Here is a 21,922-nt window from a genome sequence, read left to right as displayed (position 1 = left end):
CCACAGTACAAGAATTTTAAGGTAGTAATAACTCCAATAGTTTCCATGTATCGTACGTATTCTCTACGCAACACTTGTAGCTTTTCGCTCCCATGTCTAAAACTTGTCAAATGCATCTCATTCGTTCGTTACACCTATCCAAGTGGTAGGGGCCAGTCTTTCTAAAGGAATAGGTAAGAGCTCTTTTGCACAATAAATCCGGTACTTCGTACTTTCTTTAGTATCCTACGAATAAGCTCATATTCGAAAGATATTAATCTTAAAAACTACCGGTTATTTTAATTTCTAATTAGTCTATTTTTTGTTTGTCTTGTATTTTAAAAGCTCCTCCTAAGAATGATTTTGTATTGTGTGTGTATAATTATCTTAAATGAGTATCCCTTTTGCTCAGAATATGTTTACCAAAGTTATCTAAAGGTGCTCCTCACAAGGAGCACCTTTTTCTTACGGCCAGATGTCGCCGGCCCATTCAGGGTGGTCGATAAATGGATTGCGGTTGTGCTGGTATTTCTCATAAATGATTTCATTTCTTTTTCGCTCACGGTCGTCAACCGGGTCCTGTTTATTCCAGTCGAGCAGGACAGATTGTTTGCCGATATAAGGAGCCGAGCCGTTGCCTGTCTTATTATTAAGCTCAAGGTCAGGATAGCCGTCATCACCTTCGTAACGGACAGCCATGTAAAACAGCATGCGGGCAATATCGCCTTTAACATCATCACGGGGTTCCCATGAATCGCCATCATAATAATTTCCGGGTGCTTTCTTATATTCAGTGCCGCCATTGTCAAAATCCATATTTCCTCTGGCGCTGTTAACTTGGACATCAGCCGGTCGCAAATGGTGAATATCAGTTCCGGGTCCCTTGCCCGTACCAAAATTGCCATGGGATTTCGCCCAGACGTGCTCGCGGTTCCAATCGCCGACATTGCCGCCGTTCAAGTTTTTGGACCGTGATTCATTCGTATAGAGCAGGATGACGTTATTCGGATTTGCCGGATCTTCATCGGTTTCTTTCAGTGCGTTCCACACTTCGCTGTAGGACAGCATCGTGTGTCCGCTGATGATGCGGTGCAGGGCGCTTTTTAGCGATTTCCCTGTTTTTCCGTCAGCCCCTTCATAATAGGTGTCAATGTCAGTATAAGGTGCTGCGGGTGTGGCTAATGAGAGAAGGCTCATTTTTCCTGAAGGGGAAGACGCCAATCGGTCATTCAGGCTTAATGCGGTTTGCGCGCTTGCTGAAGCTGCCGGCGCAAACCATCCGGAAATCAGTAATACACAGACGAACGGCAGAAACCATGCTTTTTTTGTCATCGCTTGCCCTCCTTTTATCAACTCATATCTATTATCTAAAATTGATATAAAGGATAGAAGTGTCATTTTGTATATTTTTCATTAAAATTGTAAATTGGTTCCTTTGGGGGATATCCTGAGACTCGGTTTTTGCTTCAGTTGGGAGGAGGCAAGCTGCCGGCATTTCTGTTTTCATCCGTCCCGCGATCTCCGCAGCGCTTCTCCTGTAAGCTTGGCTTGTTCATATGAAAGGTTTTTTGTCCTCCTTTTTTCCTCTCGCTGGTTCCTTCATTCATTGCGGCTGATTACTGTGTTTTCTGTGGGCTTTACATGAGATACTGTGACCAAAAAATAAACGTTTTTTTGGTTAATCTGTCAATGAACTGTCGTGTTTCTCCTTCTATAATGAAGTCACCATAACGGCCAGAGGGGGGAGTACATGGAGAAGCAGAAGCTTTCAGTCAAAAACAGCATCACAGATTATATTGAATGGCTCGCCCAATACGGCGCATCAGCAGACGGCGGTGTAACGAGGCTTTTGTACACAAAAGAGTGGATGGACGCACAGCTTGCAGTGAAGACGGAAATGTCTTCATTCGGGCTTGAAACAAGATTCGATGACGTCGGCAATGTTTTCGGCAGGCTTTCGGGCACCCAGTCTCCGGATGAAGTGATTGTAACCGGTTCGCACATTGATACTGTCATCAATGGGGGAAAGTATGACGGCGCTTATGGCGTTCTGGCGGCAATGCTCGCGATCAAGCAGCTCAAGGAAACATACGGAGCGCCGAAAAAAACGCTCGAGGCGGTCTCCTTATGTGAGGAGGAAGGCAGCCGTTTTCCAATGACCTATTGGGGGTCGGGGAATATGACGGGTGTTTTTTCAGAACAAGATGCAAAAGAGCCAAGAGACGAGTCGGGAGTCTCCCTCCAAACAGCGATGCATGAGAGCGGTTTTGGCAAAGGTGTGTTTCAGTCAGCATATAGGACAGATATCAGCGCATTTGTTGAGCTGCATATTGAACAGGGGCAGACGTTGGAAATGTCAGGACGGGATCTCGGCATTGTGACAAGTATTGCGGGGCAGAGACGATATCTCGTCACGCTCGAAGGAGAATGCAATCACGCAGGAACTACCTCCATGAAATGGCGCAAGGACCCGCTCGCAGCAGGCAGCCGCATCATTCATGAACTGCTTCTGCGCGCGGAAGAGCAGCCGGATGAGCTCCGTCTGACATGCGGCAAAATAACGGCCGAACCCAATGTAGCCAATGTCATTCCGGGGCGGGTGCAGTTTTCAATCGATATACGCCATCAAAATCAGCGCGTGCTGAAGCAATTTCATGAAGACATGGCTGTTTTGATCAACCGAATTTGCCGTCAAAAAGGAATTCACGCCGTGATTGATGAATATATGCGGATAGAGCCTGTGCCGATGGACAAAAGGCTGAAGGATGCGGCTTTTGAAACGGCGGCAGAAAACGGTATCAGCTGTGAGGAAATGGTGAGCGGAGCAGGGCATGACGCGCAAATGATCGGACGGCGCCATCCGGCTTGTATGCTGTTTGTGCCTAGCCGAAGCGGCATCAGCCACTCACCGAAGGAATATACCTCAGCCAGACAGCTTGAGATCGGCGTCCGCGTACTGACTGATTTATTATACAAACTGGCTTACTGATAAAGGAGGAATGGCTGTGTCAGGCAGAAAAGAATTATGCACGCCGTTAAGAACGATTATGACGCCGGGCCCTGTTGAGGTTGATCCGCGTGTATTAAGAGTGATGAGCACCCCTGTTGTCGGACAATTTGATCCGGCGTTTACGGATATCATGAATGAAACGATGGAAATGCTTCGGGAGCTGTTTCAAACAAAAAACCGCTGGGCATACCCGATTGACGGCACTTCTCGAGCGGGAATCGAAGCGGTGCTGGCGAGTATCATTGAACCTGAAGATGATGTGTTCGTCCCCATTTACGGGCGCTTTGGTTATTTGCTGACTGAAATTGCCGAGCGGTACGGGGCGAATGTCCATACGCTTGAGTGTGAATGGGGAACGGTTTTTGACCCGGAGGACATCATACGGGAAATGACAAAAGTGAAGCCGAAAATCGTGGCGATGGTGCACGGCGAAACATCGACAGGGAGGATCCACCCGCTGAAAGCAATCGGCGAAGCCTGCCGCGCAAACAATGCATTGTTTATTGTTGATGCAGTCGCGACGATCGGCGGCTGCGAGGTAAAGGTGGATGAATGGAAGATTGACGCGGCCATCGGCGGCACGCAAAAATGCTTGTCTGTTCCGTCGGGGATGGCGCCGATTACATATAATGAGCGGGTGGCGGATGTGATTGCGGCTCGTAAAAAGGTGGAGCGCGGGATTGCGACACAAGCGGACAGGGCAGCGCTTTCGGGAAACCGGCCGATCACAAGCAATTATTTTGATTTGAGCCAGCTTGAGGATTATTGGAGCGAAAGACGGCTTAATCATCATACAGAAGCGACGACGATGCTCTATGCCTTGCGTGAGGGTGTCAGGCTGGTGCTTGAAGAAGGTCTTGAAGCCCGCTTTGAACGCCATCGCCGCCATGAGAACGCATTAGCGGCAGGGATTCAGGCCATGGGGCTGAATCCGTTTGGAGATGACAGCTGCAAAATGCCTGTTGTCACCTGTGTAGAAATTCCGGACGGCATTGACGGCGAGTCTGTCCGCCGCATGCTGCTGGCACAATTCGGCATCGAAATTGCCAGCTCATTCGGTCCGCTGGCAGGAAAGATCTGGAGAATCGGCACGATGGGCTACAGCTGCAGAAAAGAAAACGTGCTGTTCGTCCTTGCCGGGCTGGAGGCTGTGCTGCTCAGGCATGGTGCAGCGATCGAAGCGGGAAAAGCACTCCAAGCAGCGCTTGACGTGTATGAAAACGCCGGCCATCAGGCGGCGGTATAAAGAAAAGCTTGCGGAATCTCCGCAAGCTTTTTTAGTCATATGATGTGCTATTTCTCCAATCCGTTTTTCTCCGTTTGACTCTTTTTACAAATCTTCTTTCTCCGTGTTGTATTTTCTGACGAAGCATGAGTCATTTTTTCTTCCATCATCTATTCTTTATACAAGTTACCTATAAAATCACGCTGAACTTGTTGATTCTCACAGCAATGTAAGAGAGGGGGATACAGCATTGGCAAATTTGCACATGATGGTAGATGCGCTCCTGGAAGATCAGGAAGAGGCTGTGCTGGCGACAATTGTTCAAGTAGAAGGCTCCGCATATCGAAAAGCAGGCGCCTCTATGCTCTTTAAGAAAAATGGGGAAAGGGTCGGCCTGCTGAGCGGCGGATGTGTGGAAGAAGATTTATTCCACAGAATCAGTGAGCTGGGTGATCAGCTGACGTCAGCGCTGATTTCTTATGATATGCGGGCGGAGGACGATCTTTCTTGGGGCATGGGAGCCGGATGCAACGGCGTGATTCATATTCATGCGGAAGCAATCACTCAGAAAAAAAGACGGTACTATAAAAGAGTGAGAGACTGCCTTCATGCAGGCAAAGCAGTAACAGCCGTTACGCAGATTGACTCTTCCCGTTCTTTATTTCTGACGGAAAACGGGCATTTCGGGAATTGGCCGGGCGCGCCTCTGCAAGACATACAACGTACCGTTTCTGCGCTTCATTTACCGCATTTTGATCCATCTGCCAACCTGTTTATTCAGCGGATTGAACCGAAGCCGCGCCTCATTCTGTTCGGAGCGGGACCGGATATTGTGCCGCTTGCCAATTTGGCGGCTGATACAGGATTTTCTGTGATCGTGACAGATTGGCGTCCCGTTTATTGCACATCCTCTCTATTCCCAAAAGCGGATCGGCTGATCACGGCTTTTCCGGAACAAATGCTCAATGAATTTCAGTTTTTACCGCAGGATGCAGCCGTTGTGGCAACCCACCATTTTCAGCACGATCAAGCGATCATCGACTTTTTATTTTCTCAACATCTTCATTATATCGGTTTGTTGGGTTCGGTGAACCGCACGAAGCGGCTGCTGAACGGTAAACAGCCGCCGGCTCACTTTTACAGTCCTGTCGGGCTTTCAATCGGTGCGGAAGGCCCCGAGGAAATCGCCGTCAGCGTTGTTGCCGAAATCATTCAAACAAGAAAACGGCTGGCGGTTGTATGAGAAGCCCCTATCTGATCGGCGTGTTTCTCGCTGCCGGCAAAAGTAAAAGGATGGGCCGAAACAAGCTGGCTTTGCCGCTAAAAGGAGAAACCATCGGATCGCTTTCCTTGAAAACGGCTCTTCTGTCCGGCCTTGATCACGTGCTGATCGTCGAGCGGACAGAGCAAGCTTCCCTTGAGTGGATGGGAGCGCCCTATCACGCTCCGCCTTTTCGAAAACGCTGGAGTCTGCATGTTTGTCGAGACGCAGAAAACGGTCAAGGGCATTCAGTCAGCAGCGGGGTGAGAAAAGCGGAAAGCATGGGAGCGGACGGCGTTGTCATTTTGTTAGCCGACCAGCCGCAGCTTTCCGTTGATCATCTCAATGCCCTTGTGGCGATGGCACCTGAGTCGTTTGCCGTATCTTCGTTTTCAGGCGCGCTCACTCCGCCAATCTATTTCTCAGCAGCGTGTTTTCCTTATATAAAGAAGCTAAAGGGAGATGAAGGGGCCCGCAGACTTCTGAAAAGCGGGCAGCTTGGAAGAGGAGCCGTTTTGGAGGCAAAGGAAAGCACGGAGCTGAACGATATTGATACACCGGAGGAATATGAGATGGTGAGGAGGGCGATGGTATGAACGGGCAAGTGCCAAAAGCAAGGATGAATATTCAATTATGGAAACCGGCAGCGCTCGATGAAGCCTATTCGCTTCTAGAGCAGTTTGCCCCGGATGTGTGTGCCGCATCGGGCAGCACACTGCTTCAGCTTCAGTGGGATAAGGGAATTCTTCCGAAACAGCACCTTGTCAGTCTTGAAGGAATTGAAGAGATGAGGGGGATCAGCGTCAGTGACACCCACGTGTCGATCGGAGCGCTCACGACACTGAATGAATGCAGAAAGCATCCTTTCATCAAAAGTGCGCTTGGCTGTTTCAGCGACGCTGCTTCTGCTGTCGCCGCACCGGGTGTCCGCAGCCGGGCCACAATTGGCGGAAACATCGCGAGTAAAATCGGCGATTTGCTTCCGCTCTTGCTCGTACTTGATGCGGAGCTGATTGTGTATCAAAACGAGCTGATCAGACTGCCGCTTGGCGATTGGCTCGCAAATGAAAACGATGGAGCTGCTATCGTCACGCGTGTCATCATCCCGCGTGCGGAGGGAGAGCGTGTGTTTTACCGCAAGCTTGGGAGGCGCCAGGCTTTTACAGGAGCGGCTGCTGTTGTGGCCGGACGTTTTTTGAAAGACGGCGGCATTCGTCTCGCTGCCGGCCATGCCGATATTACACCTGAAAGATTATTGGAAAGTGAAGCGAAGCGGATGGCGTCAGGGTGTGATCCGCACGAGCTGTACGAAACGCTTATCCATGAGCTGTCATTTTCCGCAGATGCTTTTATGTCAGCGGCATACAGAAAAAAAGCCGCTGCCAACGTCATTATGTCAGAGCTGATGGCTGAGGGAGGGGAATAAATGATGATCAACAAACCGTCAAGAGTCAGGCCGGATGGAAGAGAAAAGGTCACAGGGGAACTGAAATATATGACCGATCTCAGCTTTCGCGGAATGCTGCATGGCAAGGTGTTAAGAAGCGCTTATCCCCATGCGGAGATTGTGTCGATTTGCACCATGAAAGCTGAAGAAATGGAAGGCGTGAGGGCTGTCGTCACTCATAAGGATGTTCCCGGATTAAACCGATTTGGCATAGTCATTCCTGATCAGCCGGTTTTATGCGAGGACAGAGTACGGTATGTCGGGGATGCGATTGCCGCTGTGGCTGCGGAAACGGAGGAAATCGCGGAGGCGGCGCTGGAGCTGATTCGTGTTGAGTATAGAGAGCTGGAGGTTATTGATTCACCGGAAGAAGCGCTTCTTCCGGACGCGCTTAGACTGCACGAAGACGGCAACATTCTGCACCGTGCATGTTTTGCACACGGTGATGCGGAAGAAGGGTTTCGGGTGTGTGACACAGTCCTTGAAGAAACCTATGAGCTGCCCCGGCAGATGCATACGTATATGGAAACGGAAGGAGGCACAGCCGTTCCGGAGGATGATGGGGGCTTTACGATGTATGCAGGAACACAGCACGGCTATAAAGACCGTTTCCAGCTTGCTCGTATTTTTGACATTCCTGAAGAGAAGATCAGGGTGGTGTCGAGTCCGATGGGCGGCTCGTTCGGAGGAAAGGATGAGCTGAATATCCAGCCATATGCCGCGCTTTTGGCCCTGAAAAGCGGACGCCCTGTCAAAATTCATCAGACGAGAAAGGAATCTGTACGTTCTGGCATTAAGCGCCATCCGATGAAGGTGACAATAAAAACGGGAGCTGATCAAACAGGAAAGCTTTTGGCTCATGACGTGAAAATTGTGGCGGACACAGGCGCTTACGCCACACTTGGACCCGCCGTTCTTGATTTTTCTGTCGAGCATGCCGCGGGGCCGTACCGTATTCCGAATATCCGGACGGAAGGGAAATCTGTGTTTACGAACAACGGGGTGGCGGGAGAATTCCGGGGCTTTGGCGGCAATCAAATCACATTTGCCCTTGAAACCCATCTCGACCGTCTCAGTGATAGGCTCGGTATCGACCCGCTGGAGCTGAGAAGAAAAAATATCAGAAAGCCGTATGACTTAGGGCCGCTGGAGCATCGGATTGCACCGACTGACGGAGCGGCACAGGTGTTGAATGCCATTTCTGAATCTCCCATTCTGACAAGAAGACGCCGAAACTCCGGGTATATATGGAGCGGCACGGGAGCGGCAATAACGATGCACGGCGGCGGGCTGGGCTATGGCCGAATGGATGCGGCGGGAGGCCGTTTGTCCCTTTCAAGTGACGGCAAAATCACAGCTTCGTTCGGATTTGAAGAATGCGGACAGGGCATTCTGGCCGCGATTGAACATATCGTCACAGAGGAGCTTGGCTGTGCCGCAGAGGATATTTCCATTGTGATCGGGGATACCGCAAAGGTGCCGAAGTCAGGCTCCTCCACGGCATCCCGCGGCACAAGCATGGTATGGCACGCAATTCAGCGTTTGAAGAAGCCGTTTCTTTCCCGCTTGAAAAAACGGGCGGCAGAATGGAGCGGCTGTTCAGCGGAAAACCTTATTCCCGGCGCTAAAGGCTTGCGTGACAAACACACAGAGGCACTCATGGTGACGTATAAGGAGCTGGCTGAAAAAGGCCCTTTGGCAGAGGAAACGGCATTTGACTTTCCAACAACGCCTGATCCTGTGGATGGCGGACATTTTCTCTACTCATTCGGAGCAGCCGCCGTTGAAGTGGAGGTGGATCTATTAACAGGTGATGTCAAAGTGATAGATTGTGAGCATGCTATTGCGGCAGGGCCGATTGTCAGTCCGCAGGGTTATTGGGGCCAAATTGAAGGCGGCGCCGCCATGGCTCTCGGCTATACGCTGATGGAGGAGGCCAAAATGACGGACGGCCGTTATGCCGCGGAAAATCTCGATCACTATTTAATCCCTGTCGTCAAAGATGTTCCTAACATGAAGGTGATCGCAATAGAAGAACTGATGAAGGGAGACGCATATGGCCCGAGGGGAGTTGGCGAAATCGGAACGATCGCTATCACTCCCGCTATTGTAAAGGCTGTCCATGATGCGGTCGGCTGCTGGATAAACAAGCTGCCGATTTCAAGAGAAGAGCTGCTTGAAGCGATAGACAGAAAGGGGCTGAAGCAATGGACGTAAAAGAAGCTGGATCACTTCCTGTAAAAAAGGGACAGTACCAAATGACCGTAAATGGGCAGGAGCGGGAGATTTCAGCCATTCCCACGGCACGTCTGAGTGATTTGCTTAGAAAGGAATTTCAGCTGACCGGGACAAAGGTGTCCTGCGGAATCGGCCGCTGCGGAGCATGCTCCATCCTAATCGACGGGAAGCTGGCCAATGCGTGCATGACGATGGCCTATCAAGCAGACGGCCATTCCATCACAACCATCGAGGGGCTTCAAAAAGAAGAGCTGGACATGTGCCAAACCGCTTTCCTGGAAGAAGGCGGCTTCCAATGCGGCTACTGTACGCCGGGAATGATCATTGCGCTTAAAGCTTTGTTCGAAGAAAACCCGCATCCCACAGATGAAGACATAGAAGAAGGGCTGGCGGGGAATTTGTGCCGGTGTACCGGGTACGGCGGAATTATGCGGTCGGCTTGGAGGATTAGAAGAGAGCTGAACAGAGGGAAAAGGGAGTTCGGCTGTTAAGAGCGGACTTTTAGTATCTAAAAAACTTCGGGATATTTTCCCCGCAGGCCATTTTCTGAAAATAAATAATTGTATAAGACTAATCGATACTTTAGAATAATTGATTATATTCTGAAAAAAATTCAGGAGTGGTGATATGAAAACGATCGGCCTTATTGGCGGAATGAGCTGGGAATCTTCGGCTGAATATTATCGAATGATCAATGAAGAGATAAAAAAGAAACTAGGAGGGCTGCATTCTGCAAAATGCGTTTTATACAGTGTTGATTTTAAAGAGATTGAACACTATCAGTCTGAAGGGGCTTGGGATAAGGCGGGTGCAGCTTTGGGGGAGGCTGCGAGATCATTAGAAAAAGCCGGTGCAGATTTTATCGTCATATGTACAAATACCATGCATAAAGTGATTGGCTATATCCAGAAAATGATCACCATCCCTATTTTACATATTGCAGATGCAACTGCCGATCAAATCACAAGACAAGGTATTCGTTCAGTAGGTTTACTTGGAACGAAGTATACGATGGAACAAGATTTTTATAAATCACGTATTGAGTCTCACAATATCAATGTCATTGTGCCTGCTGATGAGGAAAGAGAAGTAATCAATCATATTATTTATCAGGAGCTGTGTTTAGGCGAAATCAAACAGTCGTCTAAAACCATGTATAAGAAGATTATCAATCATTTGGTGGATCGAGGTGCAGAAGGGATTATTCTCGGATGTACTGAAATTGGATTATTAGTAAAAGCCGAGGATTCTGAAGTGCCATTATTTGATACGGCTTTCATTCATGCACAAACAGCAGTGAATACATCTCTTTCCTTGTAGCTGTGAATGCCGCCAAGTAAAAAGAGTGTAAGACATACTTGGAGAAGCCCGCCTCACCGGCGGGCTTCCTTTTAATTAACTTCCCCTATACACCTGATAACCAAACGGCGACAGCAAAAGCGGGATATGATAATGCGCATCAGAATCTGCAATGTGAAACCTGACGGTGACGATGGTTAAAAACGGCTGAGCGGCTGTGTTCACGTTTCTACTCGCGAAATAGTCCCCTGCATGAAACTCCATCACATACTCTCCGGACACCAGCTCTTCACCTGCGAGAAGCGGCGCATCGACTCTGCCGTCATCGTTAGTGTATGCCTCTTTCCTAAAGCCTCCGCCGCCCAGCCGCTTCAATTCGATTTTTACGTTCGCCGCGGGTTTGCCGCAGGTTAAATCTAAGATATGGGTCGTCAGCTTTCCCATCAAGCCTTCAGGCTCCCTAAGGCTTCATCGGCTTTCTGTTTTTCTTTCTCGGCGTCTTCTCTTGTCACGGTAAAACGCTGGAAGCCGAATGGCGGGCGCGGTTCGGTGTAGACTTTTCCTTTGGACCCCGGAATTTCTTCCACGACTGTGTCCCATGTGTGATTTTGAGATTGGAAGCTGACTTCAGTGAGTTGCGGGAATCTCGTTAAAATTCTGCAGCCGATATGATAGATTAAATTTTGGATTGAAGGGGTTTCAAGCTCGTGAAATACGGCGCTTGCCAAGTCGCGGACTTGTTCAGCGGCGACGTAGCGGGCGGGATCAGAAGCGTATGCGTCATTTGTGTTTTCATAATGCCAGCCAATGTTTAGATGGACAAACAGCGGGCGGTTGCCGTCTTCGGGGAGAGTCGTATATTCGTCGCGAATAAAGCCGACGAAGGAGTTGCCGCTCACCTTGACGAGCTGGAGATCTATGATTTCGCTGTATTGCTCCTTAATCGTTATGGTATCCTCGATTCGTTCCGCTTTCAGCACAGAACGAGCCCGTTCATTGCGCGATCTTCTGAAAACGAGCCGGCTTGTGCGGAGCTCTTGCGCCTCATATGCGGGCATTGCTTCAAATGGAATCTCTTCGCCTGTCAGAGTAATCGTGTCCATATGAGAATACGTATTTAAAAATCGGTGAGCCACATCGTGTAAGAATCCCTCAATTGTAGTCCCTTCATAGGAAGCGAAATGGCGCTGAATAAAGTTTTTCATTGAGTCTGTAGCCACAACGAGGGTGTTATCCCCGTCTATAAATGACGGCAGGAAGGCTTCTCCGCCAATTTCGCATGTCACATCAACGCCGACAACGGTATTGCTTCTCCCGGCAAAAGATGATTCTGGGATTTGCTTTACTCCTGTGAGCGGTTTTAAAAACGTTCGGTATGCAAATACATTTCCTTTGCCGTAAGACATGGTTCTTTTCATTTGCGTCTCTCCTTTTTCAGTTATGATGTCAGCCAGCCGAAAGCGGGCGATGCGGTAAATTTCGATAAGGGCTTGCTGGAACTCGGTTTCCTGTTCGTTCTCGAGCCTTTTCACTAGGGCCCGGTGAATGTCCTGTTTCGTTTTTCCCTTTACCGCTAAAATAAAAGGAAAGCCGAAGCGTTCATAATAGTGTTCATTCAGCTTGAGAAACTCCTCGTATTCCTCTTGTTCTAATTTGCTGAGCCCTGCGTTTCGCTGCTCGCTTACTGAGGCATCACTCATTATGTTCTTTGTTCCGAGCCTGGGATGCTTGTTGATTAAATCAAGCTGCGTCTGGCGGTCCGCAGCTTTTACAATGCCGGCCATTTTGCGGTGAAGGTCAGAAAGGGAAGAAAACGGGCGTAATTCCGCAGCTTCCTCCGCAATCCATGAAGAGTGTTCGAAAATAGATCCCAGCGTGTCTGTCAGTGTGTGTCTTTCCATTTGATTCAGGTCATCGATAGTGAACATTGGCATCTTCCTTTACGTTTTTATTTCAGCGTGATCCGGCTGTTTGGTATGAAAAAAAGCGTGCAATGCAATGGCCGTCAAACTGCCGATCACAATTCCGCTTCCTGCCAAGACTGAAGCCGCTCCCGGAAGAGATGAAAACAACGCGGGAACTGTCGTTGCGCCGAGCCCTAAGCTGACGGAAGCGGCAATAATCAGCAGATTGGCTTGCGAGTCGAGATCAACGCTGGAAAGCATTTTGATCCCGTAAGAAATGACCATGCCGAACATGACGATCATCGCGCCGCCGAGAACGGGGGTTGGAATCACTGTTGTCAGTGCCGCTGCTTTTGGAACCAGTCCGATTGCCATCAGCATCATTCCCGTGACGGCGATGACGTTGACACTTTTCATTTTTGACAGCTGGACAATACCGACATTTTGCGAGAAAGCGGTATAGGGAAACGCGTTAAATAAGCCGCCAAGCATAATTGCAAAGCCCTCCGCCCGGTAGCCTTTTTCCAGATCCTTCTCGGACAGCCTGCGGTTTGTGATATCGGCAAGCGCAAAGTATACACCTGTCGATTCGACCAGACTGACAATCGCAACGAGAAGCATCGTCACAACAGCCGGCAGCTCAAAGGTCGGCATGCCAAAATAAAACAGAGACGGAATATGAAGCCAGGACGCCTCCATGACATCAGAAAAATCGACCTTTCCCATGAAGAATGCGGCCGCTGTACCTGCGATAAGGCCGAGCAAAACCGAAATGGAGCGGATAAAGCCTGTAAAGAAATAAAACAGCAATAAGATAAAAGCCGTGACGCCAAACCCGAGGAGCACATTGTCCAGTGAGCCGAAGTCTTTGCTTCCTTCACCTCCGGCCAGATTATTCATTGCCGTCGGAATCAGGCTGATGCCGATGATCATGACGACTGAGCCGGTCACGACAGGCGGAAAAAAACGGACAAGCTTTCCGAAGAAGCCCGCGGCAATGACGACAATCAGCCCTGCGGCGATAATGGCGCCGTATATGGCTGAGACACCGTATGTGCTGCCGATGGAAATCATCGGGCCGACCGCGGTAAACGTACATCCGAGCACAACGGGGAGGCCGATGCCGAAAAGCCGGTTTTTCCACAGCTGCAAAAGAGTCGCCGCCCCGCACATGAACAAATCGATCGCGATTAAATATGTCAGCTGCCCCGCATTCAGCCCGATCGCTGCTCCGACAATGAGCGGAACGAGAATGGCTCCCGCATACATGGCAAGCATATGCTGAAGTCCGAGTATCGCCAGCTGAAAGGCATTTTGCTGTTTCTTCATCTTTTTCACACCTCTTTTTCTAATGCGAGTGTATGATCTAATGCCGGAAGTTCAGTTTTCTGTGTTGTTTTTTCTTTTTTGCCGCGCAGGCTGAAAAATAAATTCAAAAAGATGGCGGTCAGGCTGCCGGTGATAGTGCCGTCACTGACCAGAATTCTGATTGGAGCGGGGAATTCAGCAAAAATCCCGGGGACCGTGCTGGCGCCGATGCCGAGTGCGATTGAGCATGCGATGGTCAAGAGGTGGTATTGGTTTTTGAGATCCGCTGTGCTGAGCATTTTAACGCCTGAGGCAATCACCATGCCGAACATGACAACGGTTGCGCCGCCAAGTACAGCAGCAGGAACGGCAGAAGCAAGGGCGGCAATCTTTGGTATCAGCCCGAGACAGGCAAGGATACAGCCTGCTGTAACAACGATATTTCTTGTTTTCACTTTCGTGAGCTGCAATAAGCCGGCGTTTTGCGCAAAGGTATTATAAGGAAAGGCGTTGAACAATCCGCCGATGAGAATGGCGATTCCCTCCGCCCGGTAGCCTTTGACAAGATCTTTTTCGGTTAAAGATCTGCCGCATATCTTGCCGATTGCGTAGAAAACGCCGGTTGATTCAACGATAATGACCATTCCGACGATCAGCATCGTTAAGATTGGTCCGATTTCAAATGAAGGGGCTCCGAAATAAAACGGTTTCGGGATTTGGAAGAACGGGGCTTCAGCAGCAGCAGAAAAGCTGACTTTGCCCATGAGTGCTGCTGCCGTTGTTCCGGCGGCGATTCCGATCAGAACAGACAGCGTTCGGGCAAACCCTTTGAGAAAGCGGTTGAGGACTAAGATCAGAACAAGAACGCCGACAGAGAGAAGAAGGTTTTCGAGCGAACCGTATTCGGGGTTGGCGCTGCCGTTTATTTTTTCGCCGCCGGCCATATTTTTCACACCTGCCGGAACAAGTGATAGGCCGATTAAGGTCACAACGGTTCCTGTTACGACAGGAGGGAATAACACGGTCAACTTGCCGAAAAAACGCGCAAACAAAAAGATGAATACACCGGCTGTAATGATGGAACCGTAAACCGCGTGAATGCCGTAATTGGCGCCGATTGCGATCATCGGAGTGACGGCCACAAATGAACTGCCCAGCATGACGGGAAGCCCGATCCCGATGTGTGCGCCGCGCAAGGTCTGCAAAAGCGTCGCGATGCCGCACGTTAACAGGTCAATCGCTAACAGGTAAGACAGCTGTTCAGAGGTTACATTCAGCGCCCTGCCGACAAGCAGGGGCACTAAAATCGCACCTGCATACATGGCCAGCACATGCTGAAGGCCAAGAGAAAACACCGCAAACGATCTTTGTTTCAACATAGTCCCTCCTTGTATGTAAACTTTAGTAACATGATAGCGTGCTGATTTTTGGGTGTCATTGGGTACAGTAGCTGAAAAAGACAGGCATTATTGCTGGAAGTGACGAAAAACGGTTTAGTTTGTAAGATTATGTGACGGATGCTAGCTGATCAGCCGCTGCATCCGTAAGGCCAGCCGCAAACGCATCGTCGTTTCAGGATCTTTTAAGCTTTTGCCCAGCAGATCCTCACATTTTTCAAGGCGGTAGATGACCGTATTGCGATGAACGTACAGGCGCTTTGCCGTCTCGGAGATTTGGCAGTGTGTTTCTAAATAGACGGACAGCGTATGAAGCAGGCTTTGATCCTCCTGCTGTTTTTCAGCGAGGCTTTGAAGCGTGGAGCTGTAAAACTTCTTCAAATCCTCAACCGGAAGCAGGCGGAGAAGCTCGGGCACATCTTTCGCGTGATACACCTGGATAAACTCCGTGCTTCTTGACAAATGCCCAGAGTGCAGAGCATCAGAAGCCTCTGTGAATGCGTCGGGGACGTCAATGAGCTTTTGGCATATATTGCTGATGCCAAAGGACACCGTCCGCTTAAATTGAGCTCTGACCTGTGTTTGGAACTGCTCTAAAAAGCTGATCACCGAGGCGTGCATTTCATTCCAGCTGTCTGTCGCTTCTATCAGAATAATGCCGACATTTCCTTTTATAAAAAGGTGGGGCGGAAACGGGAAGGCTGATAATTCACCTTCAAGAAAGTCGAAGACACCGTCGGAGGCGAGCTGATTTTCTGTGAAGCTGATCGAATCGTTATTCCGGTCGAGTTTGCCGGCGATGCACATGTATTTTTGATCCCAGCGCAGCTTGAATTCCTTCGCCCGGTTTTTGATTTCATCATCTGAAGAAAATGTGCGCTCAATAAAATTGCTGAAAAACTCATTGCGCGCACGCCGGCTGAATTGCTTCAGCGCATTTTCCTTCAGCAGTTCAAAGGATATTACGTTGGCCGCTTGCTCAATGGTGAGAATCAATCCTTTGTCGCCGGCATGCACCATGTCCGGTATCAGCAGGAAGCCGCAGTTTTTTTCATGATTATAAATAGGAAGGACGGAATATGTTTTCTGATCGGAGATTGCAGAAAAACAAGTGAAAAACGGCCCGGATACGGTGTTCAGGACTCTTTTTAGCTTTTCGGTCTCAATTGAGATCTGATGGGACGCAGACAGCATTTTGGCATGCTGGTCCAGAAGCAGTACGGGTATCTGAAGCAGGTCTGAGACCTTTTTGAGGAGAGATTGCAGCCCTTTGCCGCTCATAATGTGGTTTGTGAATTTTTTGTGCGCGTAAATGGCTTGCTGAAGCTCGCTGGAACGCATATCGAGAATACGGCTGAGTGTTGCATTCACAATATCGCCGAGACGGATGTGTTCCGGAAGCTCAATGATCGGAAACGCGTATGAATCCGCCAGTTCGATGATTTCTTTCGGGATATCCTCCAAGTAGCGCTTTGTTTTAATGCCGAGACCCGCGCAGCCGCGTTTTGCCATTTGCCGAATCAATTCAGATAACTGGTCCGGGTGATCCTTCAGGTGATACGCGGTGGTGACGAGCAATTCATTCTTGTGCAGGAAGTCTGCAATATCCGGTGCGTCCATCATATTGACATGCTGAACCTCTCTTTCCCCTCCTGCTTTTCCAGCGATTAAATGAGCGTTTTCAAAAGCCGGTATTCTCATCACATCAAAAATATTCATAGCGCATTCTCCTTTTCTATAAAAAGATTGGTTAAGATGAATAATTTTCAATAGGAATTCTAGCGGTTTTGCTGATGTAATACGATTATAGTAGCAGTAAACTGTTGAAAATAGAATGGATTGTGTTACATAAACTGACATGGAAAATCGTCAACCTGACATGGGGGGATCGGTATGGCTTACGATATGGTGATAAAAGGTGCGAAGGCAGTTACGCCAGATGGTGTGAAGGAAGTTGATATCGCAGTTCAAAACGGTATCATTGCCGAGGTGGGTTCTGTCATTGAAACAAGCGGGGCAGAAATCATCCAAGCAGACGGAAAGTACGTGTTTCCCGGTGCGATAGACTGCCATGTTCATTTCAATGAACCGGGCAGAGAGGACTGGGAGGGGATTGAAACAGGCTCTCAAATGATGGCGGCAGGCGGCTGCACTACCTATTTTGATATGCCGCTCAATTGCATCCCGTCAACCGTAACGGCAGAGCATCTACACGCAAAAGCTGAACTCGGCAGACAAAAATCAGCCGTGGATTTTGCGCTATGGGGCGGCCTGGTGCCCGGCCATATCGAGGACATCCGTCCGATGGCTGAAGCGGGAGCGATCGGATTTAAAGCATTTTTATCAAGATCAGGCACAGATGAGTTCCGCTCTGTTGATGAACGGACATTGCTCAAAGGCATGGCGGAAATCGCGGCAACAGGGAAAATCCTCGCTCTTCACGCGGAAAGCGACGCGCTCACAAGTTATTTGCAGATGGTTTTGGCCAATGAAGGAAAGGTGGATGCGGATGCGTACGCCGCCTCCCGTCCGGAGGAAGCTGAAGCTGAAGCGGTATATCGCACCATTCAGTATGCGAGGGTGACAGGGTGCCCGGTGCATTTTGTTCATATCAGCACGGCGAAAGCGGTTCGGCTGATCAGAGAGGCGAAACAGGAAGGGCTCGATGTTTCAGTCGAAACATGCCCGCATTATGTCTTGTTCAGCCATGACGATTTACGGGAAAAGGGCTCTGTCGCAAAATGCGCGCCTCCGCTCCGGCCGCGGGAGTCGCAGGAAGCGCTGATCGAGGCGCTCATTGCGGGGCACATTGACATGGTTTCCTCTGACCATTCCCCTTGCCGTCCATCCTTGAAGCGGGAGGATAATCTGTTTTTATCATGGGGCGGAATCAGCGGCGGGCAGTTTACTTTATTAGGGATGCTGGAACTCGCGCTTGAGCATCAGATTCCGTTTGAAACCATCGCTGAATGGACAGCGGCAGCACCTGCGCGGCGATTCGGCCTGCAGAAAAAAGGGCGGCTGGAAGCAGGGTGTGATGCGGATTTTGTGCTCGTCAGCATGGAGCCGTACACTGTCACAAGAGAATCGATGTTTGCAAAGCATAAGCTAAGCCTTTACGAAGGACATACCTTTCCCTCCCGCATTTCGGCTACATACAGCAAAGGCCGGTGCGTGTACAGTGACGGGAAGAAAGCAAAAGAAGGCATTGACGGAACGCTGGTCGTTCCTTCGTAAGCCCGGCGGATTTTACCGCCGGGTTTTTTTGATTTCCGCCCTGCTTGTTTTTAAAATTTCATCAACGTGGTATCTTTTTATAAAAAGGAGTAAAACACATTGTATGATCAAATCTTGAACATATTAACGGCATCCTGGTCGCGGCAGTCCAGTACAAAATGGACGGAAGAATGCCCGGCCAAAGGCCAGTGCGGCGTGACGGCTTTAGTCATCCAAGATGTTTACGGCGGTGACATTCTCAAAACAAAAACCGGCACAAGCTGGCATTTTTATAACCGAATAGAAGGGGAGATATACGATTTCACGAGGGAACAGTTTTCGGAGCCGGTCGTCTATCAGCATATCCCTTCTACCAGAAGTGAAGCATTTTCGGACACCAATGAACATCAATACCGGTATCTGAAAACTGCATTCAGACAAAACATGGAGACGGAAAGAGAAAAACACCTGTGATAAACTAGAGTGAGAGGTGAAGGAATGTGATTTATATCGGACTGACGGGTTGGGGGGATCATGACAGCATCTATCCGCCTAAAACGGCGGGACCGCAAAAACTGCAGGCGTATTCCTCCCATTTTCCCATCGTTGAGCTGGACGCGAGCTTTTACGCGATACAGCCCGCCCGTAATAACGAGAGGTGGGTCAAAGAGACGCCGGAAACTTTTCAATTTATCATCAAAGCATATCAAGGGATGACGGGCCATCAGCGCGGCGATATTCCTTTTGAAACGAAGGAAGAGATGTTTGAAGCGTTTAAGCTGTCATTGACGCCGTATATAGAGCATGGAAAGCTTGCCATGGTGCTGTTCCAATTCCCGCCGTGGTTTGACTGCAAGAAAGAAAACGTCGCATATTTAAGATGGTGCAGGCAGCAGATGGGTGATATCCCGTGTGCGCTTGAATTCCGCAACAGGTCATGGTTTTCCCCGCCGTTTTACGAGCAGACGCTTTCCTTTATGAAGTCGGAAGGCTGGATTCACACCATATGTGACGAGCCGCAAATCGGCGAGGGCAGCATTCCGGCCGTCCTGAAAGCAACGGATGAAGAAAAAACGCTTGTCCGTTTTCACGGACGGAACAAGCAGGGCTGGGTCAAACCTGACGGCGGGCAAAACTGGCGTGAGGTCAGATATTTATACCGCTATAATAAACAGGAACTCAAAGATTGGAAAAACAATCTTCAGGAGCTGAAAAAGCAGTCGCGCAATCTGTACGTGCTCTTCAATAATAACTCAGGCGGAGACGCCGCCGACAACGGCCTTGAGATGCTTGAAATGCTAGATATACAATATACCGGGCTTGCTCCGAAGCAGCTTGACCTATTCAGCTAGAAAAGAGGTTTCAAGACACATGTCTTATCTTATTTTAATTATATTAGGATTTATCGCAGGAACGGTCGGCAGCCTGATCGGGCTTGGGGGAGGAATTATTATTGTGCCCGCAATGCTCTATTTAAGCACGATGACTCCGTTTTTCCATGACGTAACACCGCAGACTGCCATCGGCACGTCCCTTTTGGTGATTATATTTACGGGTCTGTCATCAACTCTGGCCTATATGAAATATAAAACCGTTGATTATAAAAGCGGGCTGATCTTTTTTATCGGTTCCGGCCCGGGAAGCATCATCGGCGCGTATTTGTCTAAACTCTTTAATGCACATACGTTTTCCGTCTGGTTCGGACTTTTTATGATCTTGATTTCCATTACATTAATGCTGAAGGCGAAAGCAAAACCGGTCAATAAAGCGCATAAAGGCATGATCCGGACATTTGAGGATGAATCGGGTGAGCTTTATACATATTCGTACCGTATGTTTACCGGTATCGCGATTGCCTTTTTCGTCGGCTTATTGGGCGGTCTTTTCGGCATTGGCGGCGGCTCTCTTATGGTTCCGGCCATGATGCTGTTATTTTTGTTCCCGCCGAAAGTGGCTGTGGCGACGTCAATGCTCATTATTTTCTTATCCTCCGTGACGGGTTCCGTGTCACATATCGCAGAGGGCCATGTCAATTGGCTGTATGCGCTGTGCCTTATTCCGGGCGCATGGTTCGGCGGTAAAATGGGCGCGTGGGTCAATAAGCGGGTGCAGACGAAAACGATCGTGCTTTTCATGCGGATCGTCTTGATTTTGATCGGCTGTGAATTGATTTATCAAGGGATATTCAGCTAAAAGGTAGGAGAGATGGTATGTTAGAGAAGCTCCGTTTATATCATACGAATGATTTGCACAGCCATTTCGAAAATTGGCCGAAAATCGTACATTATATTGAGCAGAAGAAACATGAGCATGAAAAAGACGGGGAGGAAACACTCGTTTTCGACATCGGCGACCATATGGACCGATTTCAAATGATAACGGAAGCGACCTTCGGCAAAGCGAATGTCGACTTGTTAAACCGTCTTGAGATTGATGCGGCCGCCGTCGGGAATAATGAAGGAATTACGCTGCCTCATGAAGAACTGGCGGATTTATATAATCATGCCGCGTTTCCCGTCATAGTGTCCAACCTGTTTGACGCGGACGGACAGCGGCCGGAATGGGCCGAGCCATACGTGATCAAAACGCTGAAAAACGGGATGACCGCAGGCATACTCGGCGTCACGGTGCCGTATTATCCCGTCTATCAAAAGCTTGGCTGGACGGTGACGGATGCGGAAAAAAGCATTCAAGAATCGCTTGACGATATCAAGGGCAAAGCGGATATCATCATTCTGCTTTCGCATTTAGGTTTGATCGATGACCGGGCCGCAGCGGAAAAATTCCCCGATATTGATGTCATTCTTGAATCGCATACGCACCACCTTCTTGAGGACGGCCAGGACATAAACGGCGTATTGCTTGCCTGTGCGGAGAAATACGGGAACTATGTCGGCTGTGTCGAGCTGACGATCGAAAGCGAATCAAGAACCATCGTCAGCAAACAGGCATCTGTGCAGAAAATGGCTGATTGGCACGGTGAATCTGAAGATACGGCGGCTTATCTGAAAGAGAAAGAACGGGAAGCGGAAAACCTGCTTTCCGTACAAGTCGCCGATCTGAATGAAGAAGCCGGCGTGAAGTGGTTTGAAGAATCGCCCCTTCCGCTTCTTTTAGCCGAAGCGCTGAAAAGCTGGTGCGGCTGTGAAGTCAGCATGGTGAATTCAGGTGTCATTTTGGGGCCTTTAAGAAAGGGGCCTGTCACAAAGCTTGATCTGCACCGCATCTGCCCGCATCCGATCAATCCGGTCGCCGTGCGTCTTTCAGGCAGGGAACTTCAAGAAACAATCAGCCAGGCTGCCTCTGAAAAAATGGAGCAGCTGCGGATTAAAGGCCTCGGCTTCCGCGGAGAAGTCATGGGCAGGATGGTATATGCCGGAGCAGAGGTGCAGACTGACATTCTTGAAGACGGGGTGACGCACCTCATCAATGTGAAAGTGAACGGAGAAGAGCTTGATCCGGACCGGATATACTCGGTTGCCGTTCTCGACATGTTCACACTCGGCAAACTGTTCCCTGAGATCCGTGATTCGAAAGAAAAACAATACTTTATGCCGGAGTTTTTAAGAGATCTGCTCGCCTGGAAGCTTGCGCAGCAGCCGTAATGTCAGAGGTGTTCGTTCGCCGGTCCATTTCTG

At 49.3% G+C, this 21,922-nt stretch carries 19 protein-coding genes; 13 read left to right on the top strand and 6 right to left on the bottom strand.

Annotated elements, in window-relative coordinates; translation table 11 throughout:
* Positions 1–444 precede the first annotated feature (444 nt).
* The gene (locus tag AADZ70_RS10900; protein ID WP_342007032.1) at positions 445–1,311 is read right to left on the bottom strand and encodes an endonuclease; all 867 of its coding nucleotides are present in this window, start codon (positions 1,309–1,311) and stop codon (positions 445–447) included.
* Positions 1,312–1,729: 418 nt separating this feature from the next.
* On the opposite strand from AADZ70_RS10900, the gene allC reads away from it, so the two are divergent.
* The 8 genes from allC to AADZ70_RS10860 all read left to right on the top strand — a co-directional run bounded on the left by allC (position 1,730) and on the right by AADZ70_RS10860 (position 10,480).
* The gene (allC, locus tag AADZ70_RS10895) at positions 1,730–2,968 is read left to right on the top strand and encodes an allantoate deiminase (RefSeq protein WP_342007031.1); all 1,239 of its coding nucleotides are present in this window, start codon (positions 1,730–1,732) and stop codon (positions 2,966–2,968) included.
* Between the two features lie 16 nt (positions 2,969–2,984).
* Positions 2,985–4,235 carry a (S)-ureidoglycine--glyoxylate transaminase gene (gene pucG / locus AADZ70_RS10890; RefSeq protein WP_342007030.1) on the top strand — a complete coding sequence of 417 codons (1,251 nt, stop codon included), beginning with the start codon at positions 2,985–2,987 and terminating at the stop codon, positions 4,233–4,235.
* 229 nt (positions 4,236–4,464) lie between these two features.
* A complete protein-coding gene (locus AADZ70_RS10885) occupies positions 4,465–5,457 on the top strand; it encodes an XdhC family protein (protein ID WP_342007029.1) in 993 nt (330 codons plus the stop codon).
* Positions 5,454–6,071: a xanthine dehydrogenase accessory protein PucB gene (pucB, locus tag AADZ70_RS10880; RefSeq protein WP_342007028.1), complete on the top strand. Its 618-nt coding sequence runs from the start codon at positions 5,454–5,456 to the stop codon at positions 6,069–6,071. The genes AADZ70_RS10885 and pucB overlap by 4 nt, the downstream gene beginning before the upstream one ends.
* Complete coding sequence (gene pucC, locus AADZ70_RS10875) at positions 6,068–6,901, top strand: xanthine dehydrogenase subunit C (protein WP_342007027.1); 834 nt, start codon at positions 6,068–6,070, stop codon at positions 6,899–6,901. The genes pucB and pucC overlap by 4 nt, the downstream gene beginning before the upstream one ends.
* Positions 6,902–9,139, top strand: coding sequence for a xanthine dehydrogenase subunit D (pucD, locus tag AADZ70_RS10870; RefSeq protein ID WP_342007026.1), 2,238 nt, complete (start codon positions 6,902–6,904; stop codon positions 9,137–9,139).
* A complete protein-coding gene (pucE, locus tag AADZ70_RS10865) occupies positions 9,130–9,651 on the top strand; it encodes a xanthine dehydrogenase subunit E (protein WP_016938048.1) in 522 nt (173 codons plus the stop codon). The genes pucD and pucE overlap by 10 nt, the downstream gene beginning before the upstream one ends.
* A 136-nt stretch (positions 9,652–9,787) precedes the next feature.
* Positions 9,788–10,480, top strand: a complete 693-nt coding sequence (locus AADZ70_RS10860) for an aspartate/glutamate racemase family protein (RefSeq protein WP_045926034.1) — start codon at positions 9,788–9,790, stop codon at positions 10,478–10,480.
* A gap of 75 nt (positions 10,481–10,555) precedes the next feature.
* Here AADZ70_RS10860 and uraH read toward each other — a convergent pair whose 3' ends face one another.
* The 5 genes from uraH to pucR form a co-directional block, all read right to left on the bottom strand.
* A complete protein-coding gene (gene uraH, locus AADZ70_RS10855) occupies positions 10,556–10,903 on the bottom strand; it encodes a hydroxyisourate hydrolase (protein ID WP_016938050.1) in 348 nt (115 codons plus the stop codon).
* Positions 10,903–12,387 (bottom strand): factor-independent urate hydroxylase, encoded by a 1,485-nt coding sequence (gene pucL, locus AADZ70_RS10850; protein ID WP_188154490.1) that lies wholly within the window; start codon positions 12,385–12,387, stop codon positions 10,903–10,905. Before pucL ends, uraH begins: the two co-directional genes overlap by 1 nt.
* 12 nt (positions 12,388–12,399) lie before the next feature.
* The gene (locus tag AADZ70_RS10845; RefSeq protein ID WP_342007025.1) at positions 12,400–13,692 is read right to left on the bottom strand and encodes a nucleobase:cation symporter-2 family protein; all 1,293 of its coding nucleotides are present in this window, start codon (positions 13,690–13,692) and stop codon (positions 12,400–12,402) included.
* 5 nt (positions 13,693–13,697) lie between these two features.
* On the bottom strand, positions 13,698–15,047 hold the full coding sequence (locus tag AADZ70_RS10840; protein WP_342007024.1) for a nucleobase:cation symporter-2 family protein: 1,350 nt from the start codon (positions 15,045–15,047) through the stop codon (positions 13,698–13,700).
* Positions 15,048–15,191: 144 nt separating this feature from the next.
* Positions 15,192–16,787 (bottom strand): purine catabolism transcriptional regulator PucR, encoded by a 1,596-nt coding sequence (gene pucR / locus AADZ70_RS10835; RefSeq protein ID WP_047477704.1) that lies wholly within the window; start codon positions 16,785–16,787, stop codon positions 15,192–15,194.
* Positions 16,788–16,961: 174 nt separating this feature from the next.
* On the opposite strand from pucR, the gene AADZ70_RS10830 reads away from it, so the two are divergent.
* The 5 genes from AADZ70_RS10830 to AADZ70_RS10810 all read left to right on the top strand — a co-directional run bounded on the left by AADZ70_RS10830 (position 16,962) and on the right by AADZ70_RS10810 (position 21,889).
* Positions 16,962–18,305: an allantoinase gene (locus tag AADZ70_RS10830; RefSeq protein WP_045926039.1), complete on the top strand. Its 1,344-nt coding sequence runs from the start codon at positions 16,962–16,964 to the stop codon at positions 18,303–18,305.
* Between the two features lie 99 nt (positions 18,306–18,404).
* Positions 18,405–18,758, top strand: coding sequence for a hypothetical protein (locus tag AADZ70_RS10825; protein ID WP_188154494.1), 354 nt, complete (start codon positions 18,405–18,407; stop codon positions 18,756–18,758).
* 26 nt (positions 18,759–18,784) lie between these two features.
* Positions 18,785–19,636, top strand: coding sequence for a DUF72 domain-containing protein (locus AADZ70_RS10820; RefSeq protein WP_099744811.1), 852 nt, complete (start codon positions 18,785–18,787; stop codon positions 19,634–19,636).
* Positions 19,637–19,655: 19 nt separating this feature from the next.
* Positions 19,656–20,477: a sulfite exporter TauE/SafE family protein gene (locus tag AADZ70_RS10815; protein WP_016938058.1), complete on the top strand. Its 822-nt coding sequence runs from the start codon at positions 19,656–19,658 to the stop codon at positions 20,475–20,477.
* A gap of 17 nt (positions 20,478–20,494) precedes the next feature.
* Positions 20,495–21,889, top strand: a complete 1,395-nt coding sequence (locus AADZ70_RS10810; protein ID WP_342007023.1) for a bifunctional UDP-sugar hydrolase/5'-nucleotidase — start codon at positions 20,495–20,497, stop codon at positions 21,887–21,889.
* The last annotated feature ends 33 nt before the right edge of the window (positions 21,890–21,922 follow it).

The sequence above is a fragment of the Bacillus sp. YBsi01 genome, from assembly GCF_038406745.1.
Lineage (GTDB): Bacteria > Bacillota > Bacilli > Bacillales > Bacillaceae > Bacillus > Bacillus siamensis.
The sequence above is the reverse complement of the archived record's forward strand: the minus strand, read 5'-3'. Positions and strand labels throughout refer to the sequence as shown.